Annotated in this window: 21 protein-coding genes and 1 tRNA gene; 6 read left to right on the top strand and 16 right to left on the bottom strand. The window is 68.2% G+C overall.

Features of this window, described 5'->3' with window-relative positions; genetic code table 11:
- Positions 1 to 12: 12 nt before the first annotated feature.
- Positions 13 to 1743, bottom strand: a complete 1731-nt coding sequence (locus KPL60_RS18670; RefSeq protein ID WP_226366632.1) for a sulfite reductase flavoprotein subunit alpha — start codon at positions 1741 to 1743, stop codon at positions 13 to 15.
- Positions 1740 to 7016, bottom strand: a complete 5277-nt coding sequence (locus KPL60_RS18675; RefSeq protein ID WP_226366633.1) for a glutamate synthase-related protein — start codon at positions 7014 to 7016, stop codon at positions 1740 to 1742. The genes KPL60_RS18670 and KPL60_RS18675 overlap by 4 nt, the downstream gene beginning before the upstream one ends.
- A gap of 144 nt (positions 7017 to 7160) precedes the next feature.
- Here KPL60_RS18675 and KPL60_RS18680 point away from each other — a divergent pair.
- Positions 7161 to 7234 (top strand) — tRNA-Pro (locus KPL60_RS18680).
- Positions 7235 to 7344: 110 nt separating this feature from the next.
- Here KPL60_RS18680 and KPL60_RS18685 read toward each other — a convergent pair.
- From KPL60_RS18685 to KPL60_RS18700, 4 genes are all read right to left on the bottom strand, one after another.
- Positions 7345 to 8571, bottom strand: coding sequence for a protein rep (locus KPL60_RS18685; RefSeq protein WP_308016778.1), 1227 nt, complete (start codon positions 8569 to 8571; stop codon positions 7345 to 7347).
- On the bottom strand, positions 8568 to 9368 hold the full coding sequence (locus KPL60_RS18690; protein ID WP_226366635.1) for an FtsK/SpoIIIE domain-containing protein: 801 nt from the start codon (positions 9366 to 9368) through the stop codon (positions 8568 to 8570). Before KPL60_RS18690 ends, KPL60_RS18685 begins: the two co-directional genes overlap by 4 nt.
- A gap of 371 nt (positions 9369 to 9739) precedes the next feature.
- Positions 9740 to 10111 (bottom strand): hypothetical protein, encoded by a 372-nt coding sequence (locus KPL60_RS18695; RefSeq protein WP_226366636.1) that lies wholly within the window; start codon positions 10109 to 10111, stop codon positions 9740 to 9742.
- Positions 10112 to 10351: 240 nt separating this feature from the next.
- Positions 10352 to 10882: a hypothetical protein gene (locus KPL60_RS18700; protein WP_226366637.1), complete on the bottom strand. Its 531-nt coding sequence runs from the start codon at positions 10880 to 10882 to the stop codon at positions 10352 to 10354.
- A gap of 145 nt (positions 10883 to 11027) precedes the next feature.
- Between KPL60_RS18700 and KPL60_RS18705 the strand changes: the two genes are divergently transcribed.
- From KPL60_RS18705 to KPL60_RS18715, 3 genes are all read left to right on the top strand, one after another.
- A complete protein-coding gene (locus tag KPL60_RS18705; RefSeq protein ID WP_226366638.1) occupies positions 11028 to 11219 on the top strand; it encodes a helix-turn-helix domain-containing protein in 192 nt (63 codons plus the stop codon).
- A gap of 304 nt (positions 11220 to 11523) precedes the next feature.
- Positions 11524 to 12201 (top strand): hypothetical protein, encoded by a 678-nt coding sequence (locus tag KPL60_RS18710; RefSeq protein WP_226366639.1) that lies wholly within the window; start codon positions 11524 to 11526, stop codon positions 12199 to 12201.
- Between the two features lie 389 nt (positions 12202 to 12590).
- On the top strand, positions 12591 to 13034 hold the full coding sequence (locus KPL60_RS18715) for a hypothetical protein (protein ID WP_226366640.1): 444 nt from the start codon (positions 12591 to 12593) through the stop codon (positions 13032 to 13034).
- 15 nt (positions 13035 to 13049) lie between these two features.
- Here KPL60_RS18715 and KPL60_RS18720 read toward each other — a convergent pair whose 3' ends face one another.
- The 7 genes from KPL60_RS18720 to KPL60_RS18745 form a co-directional block, all read right to left on the bottom strand.
- Complete coding sequence (locus tag KPL60_RS18720; RefSeq protein ID WP_226366641.1) at positions 13050 to 13283, bottom strand: hypothetical protein; 234 nt, start codon at positions 13281 to 13283, stop codon at positions 13050 to 13052.
- Between the two features lie 28 nt (positions 13284 to 13311).
- Positions 13312 to 13692 (bottom strand): hypothetical protein, encoded by a 381-nt coding sequence (locus KPL60_RS18725; RefSeq protein WP_226366642.1) that lies wholly within the window; start codon positions 13690 to 13692, stop codon positions 13312 to 13314.
- A 1046-nt stretch (positions 13693 to 14738) separates the two neighbouring features.
- Positions 14739 to 15596 carry a hypothetical protein gene (locus tag KPL60_RS18730; RefSeq protein ID WP_226366643.1) on the bottom strand — a complete coding sequence of 286 codons (858 nt, stop codon included), beginning with the start codon at positions 15594 to 15596 and terminating at the stop codon, positions 14739 to 14741.
- Positions 15597 to 15831: 235 nt separating this feature from the next.
- Positions 15832 to 16158 carry a helix-turn-helix domain-containing protein gene (locus tag KPL60_RS35155; protein ID WP_374228717.1) on the bottom strand — a complete coding sequence of 109 codons (327 nt, stop codon included), beginning with the start codon at positions 16156 to 16158 and terminating at the stop codon, positions 15832 to 15834.
- A gap of 226 nt (positions 16159 to 16384) precedes the next feature.
- Entirely contained in the window at positions 16385 to 17014 is a 630-nt protein-coding gene (locus KPL60_RS18735; protein ID WP_226366644.1) for a hypothetical protein, read from the bottom strand.
- Between the two features lie 291 nt (positions 17015 to 17305).
- Positions 17306 to 18349 carry a bifunctional DNA primase/polymerase gene (locus KPL60_RS18740; protein ID WP_226366645.1) on the bottom strand — a complete coding sequence of 348 codons (1044 nt, stop codon included), beginning with the start codon at positions 18347 to 18349 and terminating at the stop codon, positions 17306 to 17308.
- A 106-nt stretch (positions 18350 to 18455) separates the two neighbouring features.
- Positions 18456 to 19682, bottom strand: coding sequence for an ATP-dependent RecD-like DNA helicase (locus tag KPL60_RS18745; protein WP_226366646.1), 1227 nt, complete (start codon positions 19680 to 19682; stop codon positions 18456 to 18458).
- A 256-nt stretch (positions 19683 to 19938) separates the two neighbouring features.
- Here KPL60_RS18745 and KPL60_RS18750 point away from each other — a divergent pair, with 256 nt between their 5' ends.
- Entirely contained in the window at positions 19939 to 20460 is a 522-nt protein-coding gene (locus KPL60_RS18750; protein WP_226366647.1) for a hypothetical protein, read from the top strand.
- Here KPL60_RS18750 and KPL60_RS18755 read toward each other — a convergent pair.
- Both KPL60_RS18755 and KPL60_RS18760 read right to left on the bottom strand, forming a co-directional pair.
- Positions 20453 to 20692 carry a hypothetical protein gene (locus tag KPL60_RS18755; protein WP_226366648.1) on the bottom strand — a complete coding sequence of 80 codons (240 nt, stop codon included), beginning with the start codon at positions 20690 to 20692 and terminating at the stop codon, positions 20453 to 20455. The genes KPL60_RS18750 and KPL60_RS18755 overlap by 8 nt on opposite strands.
- Before the next feature lie 555 nt (positions 20693 to 21247).
- On the bottom strand, positions 21248 to 22198 hold the full coding sequence (locus KPL60_RS18760) for a tyrosine-type recombinase/integrase (RefSeq protein WP_226366649.1): 951 nt from the start codon (positions 22196 to 22198) through the stop codon (positions 21248 to 21250).
- Between the two features lie 80 nt (positions 22199 to 22278).
- Between KPL60_RS18760 and KPL60_RS18765 the strand changes: the two genes are divergently transcribed.
- Complete coding sequence (locus tag KPL60_RS18765; protein WP_226366650.1) at positions 22279 to 22797, top strand: hypothetical protein; 519 nt, start codon at positions 22279 to 22281, stop codon at positions 22795 to 22797.
- A 41-nt stretch (positions 22798 to 22838) separates the two neighbouring features.
- Here the strand turns inward: KPL60_RS18765 and KPL60_RS18770 are convergent, their stop codons facing one another.
- Positions 22839 to 23228, bottom strand: coding sequence for a DUF4870 domain-containing protein (locus KPL60_RS18770; RefSeq protein WP_226366651.1), 390 nt, complete (start codon positions 23226 to 23228; stop codon positions 22839 to 22841).
- Positions 23229 to 23265 lie beyond the last annotated feature (37 nt).

Below are 23265 nucleotides of genomic sequence, written 5' to 3' on the forward strand. Positions count from 1 at the left end.
ACACGCTCCGGGTCAGTAGACGTCACGCAGGTACCGCTTCCCGCGCTTGAGATCGGCGACGAACTCGGCCGCACCGTCCTCGCCCCCGGTGTGGGCGGCGAGGATCTCGTGCAGCGCGGCGTCGACGTCGCGGGCCATCCGGCTCGCGTCGCCGCACACGTAGAGGTGGGCGCCCCCGGCCAGCCACGCGTGCAGCCGGGCGCCGTGGGTGCGCATCCGGTCCTGGACGTAGACCTTCTCCGCCTGATCGCGGGAGAACGCCAGGTCGAGGTGGGTGAGCAGGCCGTCCTCGGCCCAGCCGAGCAGCTCGGACCGGTAGAGGAAGTCGTGGTCGGAGCGGCGGTCGCCGAACAGCAGCCAGTTCCGGCCCCGCGCCCCGCGGGCGGCGCGCTCCTGCAGGAACGCGCGGAACGGGGCGACACCCGTCCCCGGCCCGACCATGATCATGTCGACGTCGTCGGCGGGCGGCCGGAACCCGGTGTTCGGCTGCAGCGCGACGACGGCGGTGTCCCCCACCGCGAGCCGGTCCGCGAGGTGGGTGGAGCAGACCCCGCCGACCGCGCGGTCGGCGCACCGGTAGCGGACCGCGGCGACGGTCAGGTGCACCCGGTCCGGGAACAGCAGCGGGCTCGACGAGATCGAGTACGCGCGGTGCTGCAGCGGGCGCAGCAGCCCGACGAGCTCCTCCGGGTCGAGCCGCAGCCGCGCGGCGTGCAGCAGCCCGAGCAGGTCGCGGTCCCACAGGCAGGCCGCCCGGTCGTCGCGCAGGGCGGCGCGCAGCCCGGCGTCGGCGGCACGCTCGGCGAGCACGTCGAGCAGGTCCCGCGACGGGGTGACGATCTCGTGTGCGCTGGTCAGGAGCTCGCGCAGCGGACGGTCGCCGACGGGGGCGTCGCCGTCGTGGCCGAGGTGCGCCAGGAACGCCTCGACGAGCGCGGGGTCGTTGGCGGGCACGACGGTGAGCGAGTCGCCCGCGGCGTAGGTCAGCCCGGTGCCGGTGAGGTCGAACTCGTGGTGGTGGATCTCCTTGTCCGAGGCGGGACCGGACAGCCGCACCCGGTGCGCGAGCACGGCGGGCACCGGGGCGGGGCGGTCGCGGCGGCGGACCGGCTCCGGCTCGGGTGCGGGGTCCGGCGCGGTGGTCGCGGCCGGCGCGGCGGCCAGCATGGCGACGATCTCGGGGAACCACTGCGCGGAGGCGTCCTCCCACATCACGTCGCAGTCGCGGCGCTCCAGGATCCGGGTCGCCCCCAGCTCGGCGAGGCGGGTGTCGAGCAGCCGCCCGGCCGCGCAGAAGTCCTCGTAGGACTCGTCGCCCAGCGCGCACACCGCGAACGACGTCGCGTCCAGGCGCGGCGCGTCGTCGGCGGTGATCATCTTTCGGAACAGGTCGGCGTTGTCGGGCATCTCGCCGTCGCCATAGGTGGAGCAGACGACGACGACCCTGCTCATGGCGGCGAGGGCGTCGGCGCCGACGGCGTCGAGCTCGTGCAGCTCCCACGGCACCCCGGCCTCGGTGAGGCGCTCGGTGAGCAGGTCGGCGACGTACTCGGCGTTGCCGGTCTCGGTGCCGTACAGCACGTGCACCGGGGTCATCCCGGTCTCCTTCCGGACGGGTGCGGCGGCGGCGCTGCGGGCGCCCGCCAGGTAGCCGGACAGCCAGATCCGCTGCTCGGCGGTGAACGGGGCGTCCGGCGAGATCGCCAGGCTGCTCAGCTCGGCCGGGGGCGGCGGCGCGGTCACGGGGCGCCCACCAGGTCCGGTGCGGCGCGGGCCGCGAACAGCTCCTCGACGTCCGGGATGCGGCCGAGGCGCGCGGTGTTGGCGGCGTCCTGGGCGAGGATCCAGCCGTAGGTGCCGGGGCTGTCGGTGCCGTACACGTCGCGCTGCGCGAGGGAGCGCTTGAGGTCGCCGACGCGCTTGTCGGAGACCAGGACGGCGAGCTCGTCGTCGGCGTAGCCGGCCAGGGCGTCGCGGGCGTAGCGGACCAGCCGGGTGCGGACGGCGTGGTCCTCGGTGAGCAGCAGTGTGCGGGCGTCGACACCGCGGCGGGCGGCGACCTCCTCGGCGACGGTCTGCACGGTCAGGCCGTTGAGCAGGACGAACATCTCCTCCCCGGCGTCGCCGTCGGGTACCGCCCCGGATGCGACGGGGACGCCGTCGCGCTGGGCGAGCTTGTGCCGGCGCAGCTGGTGCGCGGCGAGGGATGCGGCGAGCTCGTCGACGAGCTCGCGGCGGGTGCGGGCGGCGAGGATCTCCCCGGCGTCCTGGTAGAGCCGCAGCGCCCGCGGGGTCGCGACGAGCAGGTGCGCGCGTTCGCGGTCCCAGTGCTCGAGCAGCCGGACGGCGAGCGGCGAGCCGGTGGCGTCGGCGTGCCACTCCAGCAGCAGCCGGACGGCGGTCGCGTGGAATCCCGAGACCGGTGCGACGTCGACCGAGTCGGTCGAGAACCCGACCGTCCCGGCCGGGTCGTACTGGTAGAGGAACCCGCCGGACATGCCGTTGCCCAGGCCGGACCCGGCGGCGCCGAGGTTCAGCACGGCCCCGCCGGTCATGTACTCGCAGCCGAAGTCGCCGAGCCCCTCGACGACGGCGCTCGCCCCGGAGTTCCGCACCGCGAACCGGTCCCCCGCCTCGCCGTGGACGAACAGCCGGCCGCCGGTGGCCCCGAACAGCGCGAAGTTGCCGACGAGCACGTTGCTGCCGGGCCGGTCGTCGTGCACGGTGCCGGGTGAGCGGATCGCGATGGTGCCGCCGCAGGCGGACTTGCCGACGCCGTCGTTGGCGGTGCCGGTGTGGGCGAGCCACATCCCGTCGTTGCAGAGCAGACCGAACGACTGCCCCGCCGCGCCGCGGGTGCGGATCCGCAGCCACCGCTGCGGCAGGAAGCGGCGGCCACGGTCGTCGACGAGTGCCGGTCCCGGGACGTGCTCGTGGTTCAGCATCCGCTCGACGTCGACGGCGAGGCGCCCGCCCACCGAGCGGTGCCGGTTGCCGAGCGCTCCGCCGTCGATGTCCACTCCGGACTCGCCGCGGGCCAGGGCGGTGCGGACGGTCGCCGACCAGCGCTCGTCGTGGTCGTGGTCGGCGCCGACCCGCACCGGGTCGGCGACCTGCGGGGTCGTCACCCGGTGCAGCAGGCGGCGCAGGTCCAGGCGCCCGACGAGCGACGGGTGCCGCGCCAGGTGCAGCAGGTCGGCGCGGCCGCGGGCCTCGCGCAGGCTGCGCAGCCCGAGCGAGGCGAGGATCTCGCGGACCTCGTGGGCGACGCCGAGCAGGTACTGGGCCAGCGCGCGGGGGTCGCCGTCGAACGCGTCGGCGTCGGTGGTGATCCCGGCCGGGCACTTCACGTTGCAGTTCTTCGCCATGACGCAGCGGAGCATCATCAGCGCGGTCGTCCCGAACTCGAAGCCGTCGGCGCCGAGCAGCGCGGAGACGACGACGTCGCCGCCGGTCTGGTGCGCCCCGGAGCACCGCAGCTCGACGGCGTCGCGCAGGCCGTGCGCGGACAGCGCCTGGTGCACCTCGGCGACGCCCAGCTCGGCGGAGCGCCCGGCGAACTTCAGGCTGGTGACGTTCGCGGCGCCGGTGCCGCCGGTGTTGCCCGCGACGTTGATGACGTGCGCGCCGGCCTTCGCGACGCCGACGGCGATCGTCCCGATCCCCTCCGAGGACACCAGCTTGACCACGACCTTCACCCGCGCGGCGGTGGCGTCGTGGATGAGCTGGGCGAGGTCCTCGATGGAGTAGGTGTCGTGGTGCGGCGGCGGGGACACCAGCTCGACCCCGGGCGTCGCGCCGCGGGCGGCGGCGATGTCGACGGTCACCTTGGCGCCGGGCAGCTGTCCGCCCTCGCCGGGCTTGGCGCCCTGCGCGATCTTGATCTCGACCTGTTCGAGCACCGGGTCGGCGAGGTAGCCCGCCCACACCCCGAAGCGGCCGGAGGCGAACTGCTTGATCCGGGAGCCGCGGATGGTGCCGAACCGGCTGCGGGACTCGCCGCCCTCGCCGCAGTTGGACAGCCCGCCGACCATGTTGGTGCCGTGCGCGACGGCCTCGTGCGCCCGGGCGACGAGTGCGCCGTGGCTCATCGCGCCCGAGGCGAGGGTGCGGGTGATCTCCGAGGCGGGCTGCACGTCGTCGAGAGCGACCGGGGCGGGGGCGGTGACCAGCAGGTCCAGCCAGTCCCCCGCCGTCCCGGCCGCGACCACCCGCAGGGTGGCGTGGTCGAGGCGTGCGACGGACGCGCCGAACCGCTCGGCCAGCCAGGACGCCAGCGGGGCGGCGTCGCCGTCGACGTGCAGCAGGTCGCCGTCGCGACGCAGGCCGCGTACGGCGATGCAGGCGTTGCCCGCCGGGTCGATCCGGTCGAGGACGTCGGCGGGGCGGCCGTCGCGCAGGTCCGGCGGGAGCATCAGCACGTCGCGCAGCGCGGACGGGCGTCGCGCACGCTCGGCGGTGAGGGACCGGACGAGCTCGCGGTAGCCGGGCGTGGGCGCGGACGCGTCGATCTCGGCGGCGGTCAGCGCGCCCAGTCCGGTGTGGACGTAGGCGTCGTCGTGCAGGCCGAGGGAGTCGGTGAGCGCGGCGAGCGGGAGCAGCCGCAGCTCACGGTCGGCCGGGCCGGCGGTGAGGCCGCTCCGTTCGTCGACCAGGCCGGTGAACGCGGTGACGGCGGCGGCGCCGTAGGAGTGCCCGGCTCCGTCGGAGCGTTCCTTGAACAGCCCGAGCTGCGGCACGTCCTCGGGGCCGCTGACGGTCAGCGCGCGGGCGTGCCAGTCGCGCACCGACCGCTCGATGTCGGCGAACCCGGCGCCGCCGACCGGGGCGTCGACCTCGGGGAGCCAGCGGGCGAGCACCGGGTCGCGGGTGTCGAGGTAGGCGGCCTCGAAGAACTCGCCGCCGACGTAGCTCTCCATCGTGCACAGCCCGATCCGGGCCATGGTCTTGAGCAGGGACTTCTCCGCGGCGACACGGAACCGGGCGAACGCCGCACCGGGGTCGCCGGGATGCTGCTGCGCGGCACGCAGGTGGGCGGTGTGCGGGTGCACGGCCGAGGCCCCGAACCCGAGGACGACGGCGAGGTGGTGCGCCGAGCACACCTGCCCGGTGGCGACGACCAGCGACACCGCCGGGCGCAGCCCGGCCGCGACCAGCGCACGGTTCACCGCGGCGACGGCGAGCACCGCGGGGACCGCGGCCCGGCCGCGGGCGACGGCGCGGTCGTCGAGGACGGCGATGCCACCGCCGTCGCGGGCGAAGGCGACGACCTCGGCGCACAGTCCCTCGACAGCGGCCTCCAGCGTGCCGGGCTCGTGCAGCAGCGCGAACCGGCCGACCGGGACGACGTGCTGGGCGCCGATGCGGGCGAGACCGTCGGCGTCGAGGACGGGCGAGTCGAGCACGATGCGGTGGAACGGGCCGTCGTGCACCGGGCGGGCGCCGAGCGCGACGCGCAGGGTCATGCCGTCGGCCTCGCGGATCGGGTCCAGCGGCGGGTTGGTGACCTGGGCGAAGCGCTGTGAGAAGTAGTGCGCGACGCCGCCCTCGCGGTCGCTCAGCGCGTTGATGGCGTTGCCGTAGCCCATGGCGGAGACGCGTTCGGTCCCCGTGTCGAGCATCGGGTCGAGCAGGACGCGGAACGCCTCGGCGTCCAGGCCGTAGGCGACGTAGCGCTGGTGGACGGCGAGGTCACCGGTCGCGGCGGGCCCGGATCCCGCGGGAGCGGGCGGCAGCTCGGCCGCCGGTGTCCGCGCGCCCGCCAGGAGGGCTTCGTGGTCGGCGCGGGCGGCGAGCAGCTCCAGGGTCTGCGCGGTGTCGTAGCTGCGACGCTCGCGGGTGCTCCACCACAGCATCCCGCCGGCCTCGATGCGGCCGCGGCGCAGCACGTCGTCGTCGGGGAACGGGAACTGGCCCGCCTCCGAGGAGACGGTCAGGTAGTCGGCGGTCTCGCAGGTCCGCAGTGGACGCAGGCCGAGCCGGTCGAGGCGGGCGCCGACGACCTCGCCGTCGGAGAAGACGAGCGCGGCCGGACCGTCGTTGATCTCCTCGACCAGCGACCGGTACTCCAGCATCGCGCGCACCGGCGCGGGCAGCGTGCGGTCGTTCTCCCAGGCCGGGGGCATCGCGGCGACGACGGCCGCGACGAGGTCGAGCCCGTCGCCCGCCACGCGCGCGTGCAGGGTCTGGTCGAACCGCGCGCTGTCGGACTGCCCCGGCGGGCGCACGATCCGGCGGCCCCGGGCGCGGGCGAGGGCCTCGTCGGCGATCCGGTTCTTGCGGTCGGTGTTGAGCTCGCCGTTGTGCGCGAGGAGCCGGAAGGGCTGCGCCATCGACGGGTGCGGGTCGGTGTTGGTCGAGAAGCGGGTGTGGAAGTAGAGGCTGCGCACCCGGTGCTCCGGGTCGGTCAGGTCGGCGAAGTACGGCACGACCTCCCACGAGTTCAGCCGTCCCTTGAGGACCTGGGTGCGGGTCGAGAGGCTGAGCGGGTAGAGACCGGCGACGGCGTCGTCGGTGTAGGCGACCGACTCGATGTCGAGCAGCGCGCCGTGCGCCAGACGCTCCGGGTCCGCGACGTCCGGGACCTCGACGATCCACTGCCGCACCGGGAGCTGCTGCGCGACGGCCGCGGGGCGCAGTACCGACGGGTCGACCGGCACGTCGCGGACGGCCAGGACGGTGCAGCCGTGCGCGGTGAGGGTGAGCGTGACCAGCGCTGCGGCCGCCGCGGCGCGGTCGGGGTCGGAGGGGAGGAAGACGTTGGCGACGGCGAACCGCCCCGGGGTCAGCTCGCGGCCGGCGAGCCGGGAGAAGAACGGCACCGACAGGTCCACCGAGACGCCGCCGCCGTCACCGACGCCCTCGGCGGACATCCCGCCGCGGTGCGGCACCGCGCAGAGGGCACGATGGGCGAGGACGAGCACGTCGTGGGTCTGCACCCCGTCCTTGCGGACGATCAGCCCGACGCCGCAGCTCGCGTGCTCGGCGGCGGGGTCGTGCAGTCCGGACGGTGCCACGTGACGCTCCTCCTTCACTAAGGGAAGGCTTACCTTAGGAAGGCGGGAGCGGAGGGAGCAACGCCCGGTCGTTGTAGCGCGGGACACACCGGGCGCCGACGGCGGCGCCGGGGTGCAGTCGGGACGGGGCTAGACTGCGGGCGACGGGGTGTGGCGCAGCTTGGTAGCGCACTCGCTTTGGGAGCGAGGGGCCGTGGGTTCAAATCCCGCCACCCCGACTGAAGCGGCCGTTAGCGCTGGTCAGAGCCTCGGAGCAGAGGCTATCAGTCGCGCTAACAAGATCGTTAGACCCTCGAATCCCCCTCGCTTCGACGCGTACGCGGATCGGCTATCGCCGTCCGCTTGACCGGCTCGGAGGGCCCGACCGGTCGGTGCTCTCCCCTTCTGCGCCACACCCCACAAGCCGATAGGTCAGACCCCGGCTGCGTAGCCACTGTTCGGCGCCAGGCAGACCGCCGGCCTCGATGGTGTCCAGGAGGTCTTCGACTTCGTGCTGGACTCGGTCCCAGGTCTCGGGCGGTAGGGCTAGCTGGTCTTCCCCGTGGCGGTTCTCGCTCACGATCTCCTCCTCTGTGCGTTCCCGGTGCAGGCCCGCCCAGGTGCGGAGGGACTGAGACCACGTGATCTTCTTCCGGCCGATCGAGGCTTGCTCGATCTCCCAGAACAGTTCGATGTCATCGGCGTTGCCGGTCGCCACGGCGTCGCGGAGGATCTGAAAGGGCGCCCGGTTGCCGCCCCGGGCGTGCTTGGTCGCTGAGGACACGGCTTCCATGGCGGCCTTGGAGACGTAGGCCGCTACGGCGTCGATCGACTCCGAGTTGAGCAGGACGGGCCGGACGTCGAGTCCTCCCCGGTCCATCACAGCGGTGAACCCCTTGCGGCCGATGCCGCGTTCCCAGCGACCGAACAGTCGGTCGCCCAGGGCGAACATGAGGTCCGGGGAGACCGGACCGTCGAACACGATCATGGCGTGGACATGGACGTGGAACCCGTTGGCTCCGTGGGTGATCTCGATGGCGCGGAGCCAACCGACCACCCCGAACTTCTCCTGGTCCTTGGTCCATGCGGCGCCGGAGGTGACCGAGCGCCACCCGGCCGTCAGGGCGTCCCAGGAGGCCCGCAGAGGCGTCCCGGCCCGGTGGGACATCGTGAGCGTCACGAACGCGACAGAGCAGCCCTGAGCCTGAGCCGCACGCAGGACGGCGGCCACCTCCTGAGCGCGCTCAGCGGAGATCGACCGGGAACACACCGGACAGGTCCAGGAACTACACGACTGCAATCCGGACACCCCGGCCCGCCGGCCGTCGTCGGTGTCCGACACCCGGATCACGGCACCGCCGCCGGTGCGGTGCGGGACCCGACCGCATTTGCGCTGACGCTTGACCGACGACCATCCCCACAGGGAGCGCCGGAGTCCCATCGCTTCCCGGCGCCGGGATCGCCGGTCGGCTTCGGGGAGTACAGATGATCGCCCTTTACCGAGAGGGCGGCCTTCGGCCGCCCGACCCGGCCCCCCGACCTCCGGCCGGGGCCGGGCCGCCGCCGTGGCCGTCATGCGGCCACCCGCTCGACGTACTCGCCGTAGGACAGGAACGGAGCGCGGATGCGCTGCGCCGGTGTTCCTGAGGTGGACAGCAGGGCGACCCCGGGAGCGGCCGTGGTGTGCTCGGCCGCGATGGTGGGGTCGGCCTCGGGGTGCAGGAGCTTGACGCCCTCGGCGTCGATCCGGAACGAGACCCGTAGTCCGAGCTGGGCTCGCTCGAATCCTCCGATCAGAGCGCTCTCGGGGCGCTGTACGAGCATGAACACCGACATGCGGACCTTGCGTGACTCGGCCAGGAGCCGGGAGACGTGTGCCCGTACTGCGGTGCCCAGCTTCTTGTCGAACCCGTCGGCGGCCTTGAGGACCGCCGGCCACTCTTCGAGGACGATCAGGTGCCACGGGTGGGTCGGGGACACCGGCAGGGTGTCCCGGTCGTGCGGGATGGCGGTCAGGCGCCGGTCCAGCTCGGCGACCAGCTCGGCCAGTTTCCGTTCGATCCGGCCGGGATCGGATAGACCCAGGACCGCGCCGGGGAACGGGCGCAGAAGCACCGATGAGGGGTCGATACCGGAGACCCGTGCGGGCTCGCCGGCCTTGAGACGGTCGGAGACCTGAGCGAGCATCGAGTAGGCGAACGAGCTCTTCCCGGAGCCGGTGGACCCGGCCGCGATCAGGTGCGGCAACGGGTCGTGGGCGGTGACGCCCTGGCCGTGTTCGTCGTGGCCCAGGAGCAGCGGACCGGTGATCGGTCCGATCGGGAGTGGGAGCGTGTCGGCGAGTGGGTCGGTGTCCAGGAGTTCCACGATCACGTGGGACAGCCCTCGGGGTTCCACCCGTAGCCCCACGGCGCCCATGGAGCGGGCCAGGCGCCGGCCTTGGGCGCTGATGTCCTCGGGGAGCATCCCCGGTGTCAGTCGGACGGTGAGCCGGGTCGGTGGTCCGAGAACCACGAACTCGATTCGGGGAACGATGTGCGTGACTCCGGAAACGGTGTCCACGTCGTGGGTGAGGCTGATCGCCTCGCAGGTTCGGTGCCAGGTGTCGACGATTTGGTCTACTTCCGCCTGATCGGCGGCCGTCTGCCGGTCACGGCGGCGGAACAGCATGATTCCTCTTTCGGGCATGAGAAAGGCCCCTGCCCCGGGGAAGCAGGGCAGGGGCCGGCGGATCAGGGACGGGGTCAGGCGGCCTTGTCGGCCGGTGCGGGCTTGGAGTGGCCCGCGATCCCGGTGGCCTTGAGGCTCACGGCGGGCTGACCGTCACGGCCGGTGTAGATGGTGGCGACCAGGCCGTCGAACGTGATCGGCTGGAACCGCGCGGCCGTCGGCTCGTCGTAGGAGGGCACCGTGACCCCGATCGCCTCAGCGCGGGTCGCGTTCTCGTCGTCCACGTAACAGTCCATGGTCCACAGCGGGACCCCGTCGTCGTTGGTCATCTGGGACCCGTCGCGCTTCGAGGTACCGTCCGAGAGCTGGACGTAACGGGGCTTCTCGACGCACAGGCCGGAATACACGAACTTCGTTCGGGACTGGTCGATAGCGATCTGGCGCATGGCAGACTCCTGGTGTGTTGTGAATTGTTGTGAGAGTGGACGGCGTCCACGCGGCTTCTAACCGCACCGGCATTGACGGGGCCGACCCGTGACTATGAGGAAAACAGAACGAACGCGATCAGCAGAAGAATCGCTGCCGCACCGGCGCCTATCAGAATCGCCGGGATCGGCTTGGGGTGCTTGGGTGGGACCTCAGGGGTCCAGCGTTGATGGCTTCCCTCGGGGTCGCCATCCCAGTGCTTAGCCAACGAGAGCCAACTGTTCCACCGGGTCCACACGGACCGGAGTCCCCGGCGGCATGATCAGGGTGCCTTCGTAGGTGCTGATCACCCGTTCCCCGTGTTCGGTCCAGGTCCCGAGCACTCGCCGGCGCTCACCGCGCCACACCAGGACATCACCGGAGCGAACAGCGTCCGCCGTCGATAGCGCGGTTCGCGAGGGCTCGTGCTCAGCCTCAGAGGGCTGATTCTCACCCGCACCGACCTCATCAGCGGTCACGGTGCGAGGCTCGATGACCGTGGGCAGACCCTGGGGTTCCCGGGGAGCAGGAACCTCCGGTTCGTCGGTCGTCAGGTTGTACAACTCATCGGCCACGTCCTGGCCGGTGCTGGTGAACCGGTAGCCGGAGTCGTCGGCACGCTCGGCCAGACCACGACGGATCAGAGCGGCCCAGGTGGACGGTCGCACCGTCCCGACGCCGAGCAGAGCCCAGACCATCGCCACCGTGAGGCGGTGCGCCTCCACGATCTCCGACTGCTCCCACTTGAACATGGCTACTCCCTCATCTCGTGCAACTCTTGCATCTCAAGCTACACCTACTCTTGCAACTCTTACAACTGAGGACTGTCGTGCAGCGCTGGCAACCCGCTGAACAGGCGCGTTCTCTGTCAGCGGACCTCTATGACAACCTGTGCCAATGGCGCAGGAGAGGCAGCTTGTTCGGACAGCAGAGGCCGCACGAGCCCTCGCTGTCGACCCCTCGACGCTCTCCCGATGGGCCCAGAAGGGCATCGTCAAGCCCGCACTCCGCACAGCGGGCGGGCAGGCCCGATGGGACCTGGACGACCTCCGGGCCCAGATTCAGAAGCTGCAAGAGCAGGACCGCTAGGCAGTCCCGTTGCCGGTCAGACGCCGGCCTTCCGTTGGTAGCCGTCCCAGGCTCTACTGCGAGCCTCCGGCGGGACCTCCGGTCAGGGCCTCTCTCCGGCCCGGCCCCGCGTGCAGACCATCGGCCGCCACCCACAGGGCTGCCGCACCGCCCGGCCCGAGCGCCAGGACGCCTACGGCGCCGCTACGCGGTGGGCCTACGGCCCATCCCGGCCCCCGGACCGATCGGCACGGCCGTACGGAGCATGTCGACCGACGGCCCGCCCGCTCTCTGAATGTCAGACCCTCCCGGCAGACTCCCTGACGTGCAGATGATGCCGTGGCAACCGGAGTGGTCCTCCTGGGTTATCACCCCTGTCGTCAGAGCTACGTGGTTCGCTATCCAGCTTGATTATGGCAACGTTCAGGAACTGATCACATGGGTTGTTGCTGCTGGTGCGCTCATGTTCGCAGCAAGAGCCGCCCGCGCTGCACAAGAGACGAACCGCCTACAGAACGAACAGCTATCCGCGTTGCGTGCCGACCAATCTAAGCGAGACCAGAAAGAGCGATCCGAACAGGCTGAATCCATTGCAGTGTGGTTCGGTTATGCCCTCTCTGAGCCGATGCACCCCGCATACGGCAGGCGCGCGAGGTACGCGGTCGTTCGAGTGAGAAATGCTTCTCAGCTACCGATCTATACGACTGCCATCTACGTCGAAAGTCCGCTCGACGGAGTAGTCAGTTTTAACGAACCGTCAGTAATCCCACCAGCCGTGGAGCCAAGCCAATACGCTATCAAAGATTTTCATGATATACCGCAGACGAACAGAGCAGTCCCGTTTGCTACGGGGATCTATTTCCGCGACTGTCAGAATCAGTTCTGGCATCGAGATTGTCTCGGAGCGCTGCACTCGTTGAGCGAGAGTGATTTCCATGCGGAGATCGAAGAAGTCGCCAAAAGATGGGGCGGACCACGACGTTTCCCAAACGCCGACGACTAACGGCCGATCCGTTGAACGATCTCGCTAGCCACTTGTAGGCCCAGTGGTGTGAGATTGCCCTGATCCGTGAGCAACCCTCGCTGGATCAGCCGGCGGTACGCGCCGACCGGGTACGAGCCCCGGAGCCCCGGGGCCTGTTTGCTCATCATGAGGTCAGGCCGCTGGTGGGACAGCAGCGTGACCAACAGGAACCGCTGAGACGGAGTCAAGATCACAGCCTGATGCTCTCATGGTTGCGCTCATAATGTGAATGCCGACGCCATACACAATCTTGATGATCTGCGATCAACTGCATATGCAATCGCCGTCGGATACAACAGGGGTGTAACTACGCCAAGGCAGTGACGTCTGTTCCTAACGTTGGCCGCTACACGTAGCGTTTCCTGCTCGTGGGGAAAACGAAGCTTCTGACCAAAAAGCGTAAGCAGTTCATCTGGAGATTCTGGGGCTATCTCCTGCTCCCTGTGATCGCTGTCGCGATCTGGTCCACTCAGGTTGGCGCGGCACCTATCGCGATCATGTCCGGCCTCGGAGCCGTGTATATGTTCATGCTCGCCCCGGTCCCGTGCGGCGCTCCGATCCGGGAGCGGGGACGCGACGGGGAAGAGCTGTACTGCCGGAGAAACGCGAGGGGCATCCTTGGTGGGTGCAACCAGAATCGGCAGCACGGTTGGGCCAACGCCAAGCTGCTCGCTAGTCGCAGCAAGTGGGGCGAGTTCCTGCGGCGGGTCCTGGCCGACGGGAAGGGCTTCGCGGCGAGCGTGAGCGCTCTCGCCACGTCCGGTGCCACGATCATTGCTCTGGGCGCTCTGATCGTCAGCCTGCTCAAGTAGGCCAGGGCGTAGTTGCTAGCGGGTCTGAAGCTTCCGGGCGACGGCCCGGAAGTGGGTCAGGGTGGCTCCGAGAGCGGTCATCACGTCCGGGGCTCGGTAGCCCGGAGCGTTGGCGTTCAGCCACGCTTCTAGGTCTCGGGCGTAGGCCCGGAACGACTGGAACGCGGCGTACTCGCGGTTCCCGGTGTCGTGGTCGGGGTCCAGCTCGATCACCGGGTTCAGGAACCGGTCGGGGAGCCCCGGAGGCACCCCGGGGGTCCCGTTGTCCGTCTGGCGCTTACGCATCGCGCCGGCGAACGTCCCAGGAAGCCCGTCCCAGGGCTGCCATGTCAGCGCTCAGCTGAGCGGCGCGCTGCCGAGCACGCTCCTCGTCCACGTCGGGGACTCCGAGCTGCTTGACGATCGACTGGTACCGCGCGGTCGCGGTGTCGATGTGCTTCACCAGTGGGTTGATCACCGGCTGGCCGGTGCTTCCCTTGACGATGTACCGGGGGTCAGAGGCGAACTCAGCTCGGAGCACGTCGATCAGGTCCAGGTTGCGGCACGCCTCGACCAAGAGCGGCCACTCATCAGGCCGCAGGACCAGGTTGAGCTCATCATCGGTAACGGCGTCCCAAGAATGAGAACCGCTCGTTCCGAAATCATCAGGCTTATCCATCAATCATCTCGTTTCTCCCCTAATTGGGGCCTAGTTCGTTTACTGGATGGCGGATCCGCAATACGCGCCGGGGGCCGAAGGCCCCGGGGGGAGCAGGCCCCCTGGGGGTGCGCCTGCTCCTGACCGTTCGTGGGTCGGGTCTACCGAGGGAGCGCCGGAAAAGCGCCGGCACTCCGCAAGCCCGCCGTTCCCGGCCCGCTCTGTGCTGTGCCGCTCTAGCGGCTGTGCTGTCCTACTGCTGTAGCTAGCGGCGGCTCTGCTGTCCTCGTACTCGCGAGGACAGCGCTGCTGTACTAGCCGCGCTACTGCGCCGGCCTAAGCCGAGCAGTCTGCTGCTGTACGCCGACCTGTGTCTCAGGGCCGGGGCTGCTCCTGCTGTGCCGTACTCCCAGCGCTGTAGCCGGAAGCGCCGGCCCGTGCAGAACCCGGGGCTCAGGCTCGCTGTCCAAGCGAGCGAGGGCCGCTGTGTTAGCCGGACCGCGAGGACCGCACTTGTGCGGGTTCCTCGCGCTGGGCACGAACCACCCGAGGCACCAGGCGTAGGGGCACTGAACGGCACCGGGGGTGGCTCTGACCCGGCATGGGGTGCATCGCACCTGGGTGGGGGTAGCCGTTGACGGGAGTCCGTCTCCGCAGTCTCGGCACTCGGAGCAGTCAGGACAGCGGCCGGCGGGTCCGAGGGCCCTTCCCGGGGGTAGCTCTCCGGCCTGGTCGCCGGGCAGGCCAGAGGGCGTCTCGCCGATCGGCGTTCCGCACCGCCGGCACTTATTATCGTTAGTCATTCGTGAAGGCTTGAGCTTATCGTGAAGGCTTGACCTACCGAGAAGCTTTGATCTCGGATTCGAGCCGGTAGAACTCGCTGATCCACAGGCCAGCTTCCTCAAGGGCGACCGCTTGAGCGTCCCTGAAAGCGATGGTCTCAGCATCGTTCGCTTTCGCCGCCCGTGCCTGGAAATCAACCTGCTCCCCGAATACTTTTGCACAGAACCGCCCGCAATGGGCGTATCCGGGAACCGCCGGGTTATGGCAATCTGTTCTCTTGCACTTCACCGGTACGCCTCCGTAGCGGCATCGTCCCGGGCGTCCTGGAACCCCTCGGTTCGCTCAGCCCAAGCGTCCACGGAGGCTGGAAGGCTCAGCTTGGCGCCGGCCTCCACGAGAGCCGGTGCCAGACCGAACGGAAGGTTCGCCTTGGGCTCTCCGGACCGAACCGAATCATCAGCGGAGGAGAGCCAAAGGACGTTGGCGTCCGCGAGATCGGCCATCAGCGCGATCCGCTGGTCGTAGTGCGTGGAGTATCGGGGCTTCTCCACGGCGAGAGTCATGACCGTGTTGGCGATCTGATCGAGGTCTACGGCAGCCGCCTTGGCTGCGTGCCAGCGGGCTACGCGCTCACCGTTGAAGTCACCTTCGGCCACGGCAGCGACGGTCATCGAACTGATGTCATGGCCCTCCAGGTACACCTTGACCGCGTCGTCGTAGCGGTCGGCGAGCTGGGTCAGGACGTCGTCCAGGCTGGACGCCAGAGCGTCCCTGAGCTGGGTCACCGCGAGGGACTGGACAACCGCCTTGGCCTGAGCATGAGCCGCCTGACGGCTCTTGGCCGTGACGTAGTCGTCGAGAACCTTGATCGTGTCCTCGGGAGAAAGACCCTGGATCGAGGGCACCTCCGCCGCTCCGTGGTGCTGGGAGACGGCGTCGAGGACGTCGAAAGCTCGGTCTACCTCAGCCGGGAGGGTCACGCCGGCGTCCCGGACGGTCGCGACGGCCGTTCGGTAGCTCTTGATCAGGAGAAGGTCACCCGCCACGTTGCTACCCACGTTGGGAACAGGACCCCTACCGTGGTTCGGGTTGTCCGCGCCAAAGCGCGCCTCGGACAGGTTCTCGGTATTCGTGATGGTCATCGGAAAAAGTCATCCTTACGTGCGTAGGCTTCGTTGAAAGCATCAAAGAAATCGTCGACAGGGCTACGGGTGATCACCTGGTCACCCGTTCCGTGTCCCTGGGAAGGGTCGAAAGCCCGATGGGCACCCGTGTTCGGGTCAATCGGGTAGGCATCGACGTCGATATCGTCAGGGCTCTCGATGCCTTCTCGGAGCAGTCTGGCGAGAGTCTGAGCAATAGTTTCCATTGGTGTCCTTAGCGGTTGGGGATCGAGGTCATGCGGAAACCAGGGTCCGCCTGATTGATGGAATCAACGGTGCCCGCGAAAGCATCGGGACCGCCCTCGCGGATGGTCTCCTGGTCCAGGCCACTCCTGTTGGCGATCCGAGCCATGTTCTGCTCGTTGGGCACGGCGACGCCGGCCCGCCACCTAGTGATGGTCGGGACACTCACGCCCAGAGCGCGAGCCTGGGCTGTCTGGGTAGTACCGATGAGCGATAGCGCGTATCGGAGTCCGTGCATGAAAGAGTCCGTCATGGTCATCCTTTCTGAGTTAGAGTTGGTGTTTATGGATATAGGCATAAGAAAAGGCCCGCTCCGGTGATCAACACCCGGGGTCCACCGGAACGGGCCAGGGCCAGCACCGGGAGAGGGACCGTGCTGGCCGAACCGTTCTGCTAGCCAACGAAGGAAACCGAGGCGAGAACGGAGGCATAAAAGAACCCCGGTGACCGTGTGGTCAACCGGGGTCCTGGTGATCTATTTGGCTGGTACCGATAAAGGGTCGATCAGGCCCTTACTATTAGTACTAGTTTCCCGTACGGATTCTTGCCTCTGCGACACGGACCTTCGGGACCTTGAGCATGCGTGCGATCTCGTGGTCGTCGAGCCCGGGGTGGGCCTGGATCGCAGCGCCGGCCATGGCGCGGTGCCGGGTGTTCGTGGCTTCACGGTTGGCCCGTGCTCGGTCCCGCTCGTCGAGCAGACGGCACGCCTCGCACCGCTCCGGCGGGCGTCCCTCACGGACGTCAGCGTTGACACAGCACCAGTTGCACTGGCATGGCTGCCCCGGCGTGACCATCGGGCGGGTGGTCACGTCCCCGGAGAACTCGCAGACCCACTGGTCGGCGGGACGCACGATCTCCGTCCCGCACCGACGGCACAAGAACTGCTTCTGAGCGGTCTTGGGCCCCGCCATGACCTGGAAGCCATGGCCGGCGGTGAAGAGGTCGAACACAGCCGTTCCCTCGCGGCTGTCTACGTGATCGTCGTACGGTCGATCGTCAACCCACAACGGGGTGGACCGGAAGTCCGGACCCTCCGGGGTGTCCCGGACGAACCCGGGTGCGCCCACGACGGCTTCCTCGCCGTCGACAGCGTCGTCGTACTCGGACACGTCCTCGGTGGCGTGCGCCGAACTGTTGATCTTAGCGTTCATGACAATGATCCTTCGTTTAAGGGCCGCCCTCACGGCCCGATTGTTGGTTGGCACCTGTTCTCCTGGTGCCTAGAAGTCACTCACAGTGGTTGGTTGATTACTCGGCTCTCGCCAACTGGTACACATATAAGGGCCGACCCTCAGCGTCGGTCCGGCCCTGATGACTTGGTGCGGGCACGCACCGCTACCGCTTGAGCGGTGACCCTGGCGGGTCAGTCGATGGGTCCCTGAGCCCATCGACCAGTCGCGGCTTGCCGCCCATACCTGGAATGATCTTGAACGGGTTTGTGCCTAGGGCTCTCTCAACGTCCAATGCGGGGTGTACCAGCCACTCAGGGTCCAGGCTCCGCCATCGGAGTAGAGGAGCCCGTTGCTCTCCAGGACGCCGAGGTTCCGGGACACCTTGGAACGGGACCCGACCCCTGGGTACCGATCGGCCAGCGTGGACGCTGACGTACTCATGTTGAACTCGGTTGTGGCCTCCACCGCCACGGCCGTGATCAAAGCCCTGATGTTCTTGGCCTTGGTCGGGAAGGCCGCTGTAGCTGCATCGGCCCACAAGCCGATCTCGTCGCGTCGAGTCTTGACGTAAGCCGAGACCGCAGGACGCGGACGCGGGTTGGTGACCGCGTACGCCTTGGTGTCCCTGATCATCTTCGCCAGGTCAGGGAAATCCTCGCCTCCGGAATCTTCGTAGGCATCACGGATCTGATCGTCGTAAGAGTCCAGCGGCTCACCCCGCAGGAGCGCCGCGTGATACACCTTGACCGCCATCCGCAGCGTGGTGTCATGGCGCGGACCGTTGGTCGACCGGATCACGTCCAGGGCGGACATGATCACGCCGTCCAAGGTGTCTGCCTCAAGCTCCGGCAGGACAGAGTCGTCGAATACTCGACTCTCGATCTCGTCGGAGCGCAGGGAGTCGACCGACGCCGGCGCCGTCGCTCTCCACGCTCGTTCCAGGCCCTCTGGAAGGGGCGCAGGGTCCAGGAAAGGCCACTGCGCCTTGTAGGCCACTTCCTCCTTGGTGTCCATGAGCCGCACGGAGCTAGCGCCGATCAGGTGCCCGCCGGCCCCGATGAAATCGACCCCTGGAAACCGCTTGGTCAACTCCTTGGACGTGCACACGGACCCGGAGGTCCGGAACACCAGGTGGAGGTTCTGAGGTCCCGACGGAGTCACCGTCGTCAGGGTCGGCGGGAGAGGGCCGTACTCGGCTTCCAAGCCGTCCAGGGACCCACCACGGTCGGCGTCGACATCGATTCCCACGAACCCGTTGCCCATGTGCACCCCGAACACCCGGGTGAACCCCAGGAGGTCCGTGTGCCCGCTCATCAGCGCAGGGTTGGGCCAGCCCCGGAACGGCGTGTCTTCCAGGTCGTACGGGAACATGGTGAGGCCGGCGGCTGTGTAACGCGACAGGGCCGCCGCCCGGTCAGCCTTACGCAACCGGAACACCGAACTCAGCTCCGACGACGTGCACGAGGTCCCGAGCACGGGTGACGGCGGTGTAGCGCCACCGCTGCTTCATGTCGAGATCCTTGCCGCCCCACTGGTCGGCCACGAGTACCCGGGACCACTCGGAACCCTGGGCCTTGTGGACGGTCAGGACATCCGCGTAGGACGCGACCAGGCGCCGCTTCCGCTTCTTCCAGTCGGCTTCTTCCTTGGCGAGCGCGGCTTGGCTCTGGAACCCGGCCAGTGCGACCGTGTGCCACGAGCCGTCATCGAACAGAGCACGGAACTCGTCCTTGGTCTCCCCGTACTCCATGTCCATGATCACGGCCGTGCTGCCGTTGAACAGGCCGTGGTCGTGGGCGTTCTTCCAGAGCATGATCTCGTCACCGACCACGGGTCGCGTGGTCGGCTTCCCCTGGGCCTGGCGCAGCTCTGAGATGACCTCCCACCGTCGTGTCTTCGACGCCACGAGGATCACGTCATAGTCCCGAAGATCAATGTCACGGCGGTCGGTCCCGACGATCGCCTCAGTCGGAAGACCGCGCCCGGCCCGAGCCGCGTTGACCACTCGCCCCACGAGATCATCGTTCGATCGGTGGTTGCCCATCAGGAGCTTGTCCGGGAACCGGTCCGCGAACAGCGGTGGCAGCCCGTACGACGATTCCACGGGAGGGAGCTGCATCGGGTCCCCGACTGCCAGGACCGGCCGTCCGAACTGCAAGATGTCCTCGGCTACCCGCCCCGAGATCATCGATGCCTCGTCCACGATGATCAGCTCATGACCGATCTCCGGCACCCGGACGTGCATCGTCTTGGCGAGCTGCTGCGACTCAAGGCGCAAGGTGCGGACCTCTTGCGGGTCCGTGACGCCCTGTAGCAGCCGGTCCACTTCCTGCTTCCTCGGCATGATGTCCGGGTCGGGCCGGTAGAACAGCTGATGCAGGTTGATCGCAGTGTCCACGCCCTTGTCGCGGAGCACCTGAGATGCCTTGCCAGTCAGAGTCGTGACCGCGACGTCGAGATCTCGATGCCGCTCTAGGATTTCCTTGATCACTGTGGTCTTGCCGGAACCCGCCGGCCCGCCTACGCGGAACATCTGAGGAACCTTCGGGTCCACCAGGCGCCGGGACAACCAGGAGCCCACCGCCGCAACAGCGGCAGCCTGGTCCTGGTCCATTTCGATAGCGCGGTTAACGGTCGTGCTGGTCATTGTTGTGGTCCGTTTCTGCGTGATAATGCTTAGTCTTACGGTGCTCAATGATTTCTAGGTCTTGCTCAGTTACTGCGGACGGGATGACGACCCGTCCGAACGTGCTCAGCGGTTGCGTTCGCCACGCCGGCCAGCGTGGGACGTCTCGGGGTGATGGCATCTCTCCTCCTGTCGACTGACCCGACGGATGTCGAGCTACCACGATTATAACAACTAGCTAGCTAGATGTCCAGCTCGAACGTGGTAGGATGCTGGGATGCGAGAGACCGAACGAGACGGGGCCACTGGGCCCGACAACAGAGGACGTGTTGTCGAGCGGGTCGTGAGCCCGTACGAACTGGACGTGACCAGGGAAGACGGCCGGATCGTCGAGGTGACGATCAGAGCCGTCGGCGAGGGTGCAGAGCTGGATCACCAGCAGCTACGGCAGGCTTGGCGGGCGCTGGGTGACCGCTTGCGACACGACGACCACAGGACCCGCCACGTTGTCCGGCACGAGGCCAACGACGTGCTCAAGGCGCTCTCAGCAGCATGGGAGCGCACCAGCGGGGAGATCACCGACGACTACCTAGCTCACCTGGCCGTCGCTTATGAGACGGTGTCCGCCCTACCCGGCCGAGGCATCCTGGACACTCTGGCCGGCGCGATCGACCGGCCGATGGCGACCGTGAAAGCTCATGTCGGCAGGGCCAGGGAAGACGGTTGGCTTGAGCCCACGTCCCGGGGTCGCAGCGGCGGGAAAGCTACGCCCCGGGCGCGGGAGAAGCTAGCTAGCTAGCTACGCGACTGATCGCCAGAGCGACCGCTTTCTCAGTCATCTCCTCAAGGTCCGGGCGGTCGACGACCAGAGGGCCGATCACGCCCATGAGTCCATCGTGGTGTCCGGACCAGTCGTGCCCCGTGGCGGGGTCGCCAGACCAGATATCAGCCTCGATCGCGAGAGCCATCGCTTCTGTCAGCATCTCGTTGTATCGCTGTGCCTCGTGCTGCGCCTGTCCGGGAATCGTCAACGGTGGTCCTCTCGCGCCGGATCAGTGGTTCTGACCCTGTACATTAGAAGACGTTTGCCAGCGGTTCCGGTTGCTCCGCACTGACGATTTCTGAGAATCGTCACCTTGTCCGTCTGTGCTCGTTGAGTGAGTAAGAACCGCTATTACTTGATACGGGACGAATCACCACGGTCTCGCCCGGCTCAACGGTCGTTGCCTCACCCGCGTCGATCGCGGACTGCGGGAGGCGACGCCCACGGGGAAAGTCGCCGAAGGCTTATCGCCAGATAGCCCGGTACTTGGCTACTGAGTTGCGTGAACCCAAGCCTCTGATGCCAAGTTCGGCGAACGCCGACACGCTGTAGCTGCTCACTTCTGAGCAGCTAGGGTCGAAACGATTGACCCCCGTGTACGTCCACGCCCACACGGCAGCGGCTACTAGAGCCCGTGAGGCTTTCCCCGTAGGTGCCTCACTGGGGCGGGTCCATCCGGTAGTCCTGCGGGGGCCGTGAGAGGCCCCAGGGCAAGCGTTTATGCCTTGGGGGTACCTCCGGGTACCCCTCGGGTTTTATCGCCTCAGAACCGGTCCCCCAGCGCCTTCCTGCGATGGGCTTCTCGGGCACGGTCAGCGGCAGCGCTGGCACCGTACCTGGACAGCATCTCTCGGCTTTTCCATCCGGCCAGGTGCATCAGATCCGTCTCGGAACCTCCGGAAGCGATCCACGCTGACGCGAGGGTGTGCCGGAACCGGTGCGGGTGTACGTGCGGGATTCCCGCTTGTTCTGCCCGCTTGTTCAGGATGCTCCGTAGTCCGGTGATAGCCATCGGTCCTTTTGTCCCGAGCAGAAGACGGTCAGTGGTCTCTGCCAGGCGGTGCCGAGCGCGAGAACGCAGGTACCGCCTGAGAGCCTGGGCTGTTTTGGTCCCGAACGGGATGATCCTCGGGCGATTGCCTTTCCCGACAACGTGCATACCGTTCGGGTTCAACTCGATATCAGAGAGCCGGAGATTCACGATCTCGGCGCGTCTGGCGCCTGTGTCAATTAGCAGTCTGACTATCAGCATGTCCCGGCGTGCGGTGAAGTTGGTCCCCTCACACGCCCGGATAAGGGCTCTCATCTCCTGGTCCGGGATCACGGGCACCAGCTTGTCCGGGATCTTGGGAGCCTTCACCTTGAGGAAGGGAGAGACCGGGATCTCTTCCTCGATCTCGGTCAACCATTTGAACAGAGCGAGCAGCGACCGGTACTGCTGATTGATATAACCAGGGGAAAGACCCTTCGACGGATCAAACCGGTTCGGGCGCTCTGCCAGGTGCGCCAGGTAGCGCTGGATATGCCTGTGGGTCACTTTCCTCGGGATCACACCGTCGCCCAGGAACGCGACCAGCTCACGTGCCGCCCTCGTGTACACCGCCACGGTGTTCGGAGACTTCCCCGACGCCCTGAGGTACAGGTCGTAGTCCGGCAGGAGGTCTGCCAGGGTGTCCGCGTCGGACAGACGCCGGTACCGGTAGTCGCTGTTCACGTGCACTCGCCTCCTCGGTTTGAGATAGGCTCGTCAGCACTGTTTCCGCTGGTCAACACTCCTAAGATCGAAGTTGATCTTTGGGAGCGAGGGGCCGTGGGTTCAAATCCCGCCACCCCGACCACGGACGACCGGCGAGATCAGATCGACCGTCGGAGACCCGCGGCGGCCGGCCGCGCTTCCCCAGATCCTGTTCGTGCGGGCCACACGAGGAGCTCGACCGGATCGTCGCTGTCCCCGCGCCGTCTTCGCCAGAGGATGCCGCCGTACCCGTCGACGTTCTCGCCGCCGAGGGCTCGCGGCTGGATGCCTGCGCCGATGCGCTCCGCCTCGTCGGGGCGACCGGCGTTCTCCTCTTCCTGCCCACGAGCATGTTCCTCGCGCGAGCCGCATACCCCGGGATCCCGCGCTACGTCCCGTGGCTCGGCCTCGCGTTCGCCGTCCTCTGGGCTGCCGACGCCGTCCTGACGGTTCGCGGGTTCGAAACCCCACTGTGGGATCTGGGCTTCACGATCGTCGAGGTGGGCGGACTGGTGGCGTTCGCCGTCGTCGGGATCCGAGTCGTACGCCGGCTCCGATCCTCCGGCGACCCCTCCTGAGGCCACGACCGGGCCGAGGGACGCCCGGTCTCACTCCGGACTCAGGACAGCACCCGCAGCTGGAACGGGTAGTCGTAGCTCCGGTTGTTCGACGCCCGCACCGCGCCCTTGATGTGGCACCACGCGGACACCACGAACAGCACGACCATGAGCGGGATCGCCACGACGATCCCCACCACGGTGAAGACCAGGATCCAGCTGACGATGAACAGCACCCAGAACGACAGGTTGAAGTTGAACGCCCCGGCGGCGGCCCGACGCGCGAACGGGTCGTCCTTCTTGACCAGCCAGACCAGCAGCGGGCCGAGCAGGCTCAGCAGTCCGGCGCTCAGCACGGCGGCGATCGGCGCGGACAGGTGGGCCAGGATCGCGGCGATCCGGCTGCTGTCGGCCGGTGTGGGCGCGGGGCCACCGGCGTACGGCTGTGACATCGGGTTCCTCTCCTCTGGTCCGCGGGCCCGGGCGGCC

The organism is Pseudonocardia sp. ICBG162 (assembly GCF_020496225.1).
Lineage (GTDB): Bacteria > Actinomycetota > Actinomycetes > Mycobacteriales > Pseudonocardiaceae > Pseudonocardia > Pseudonocardia alni.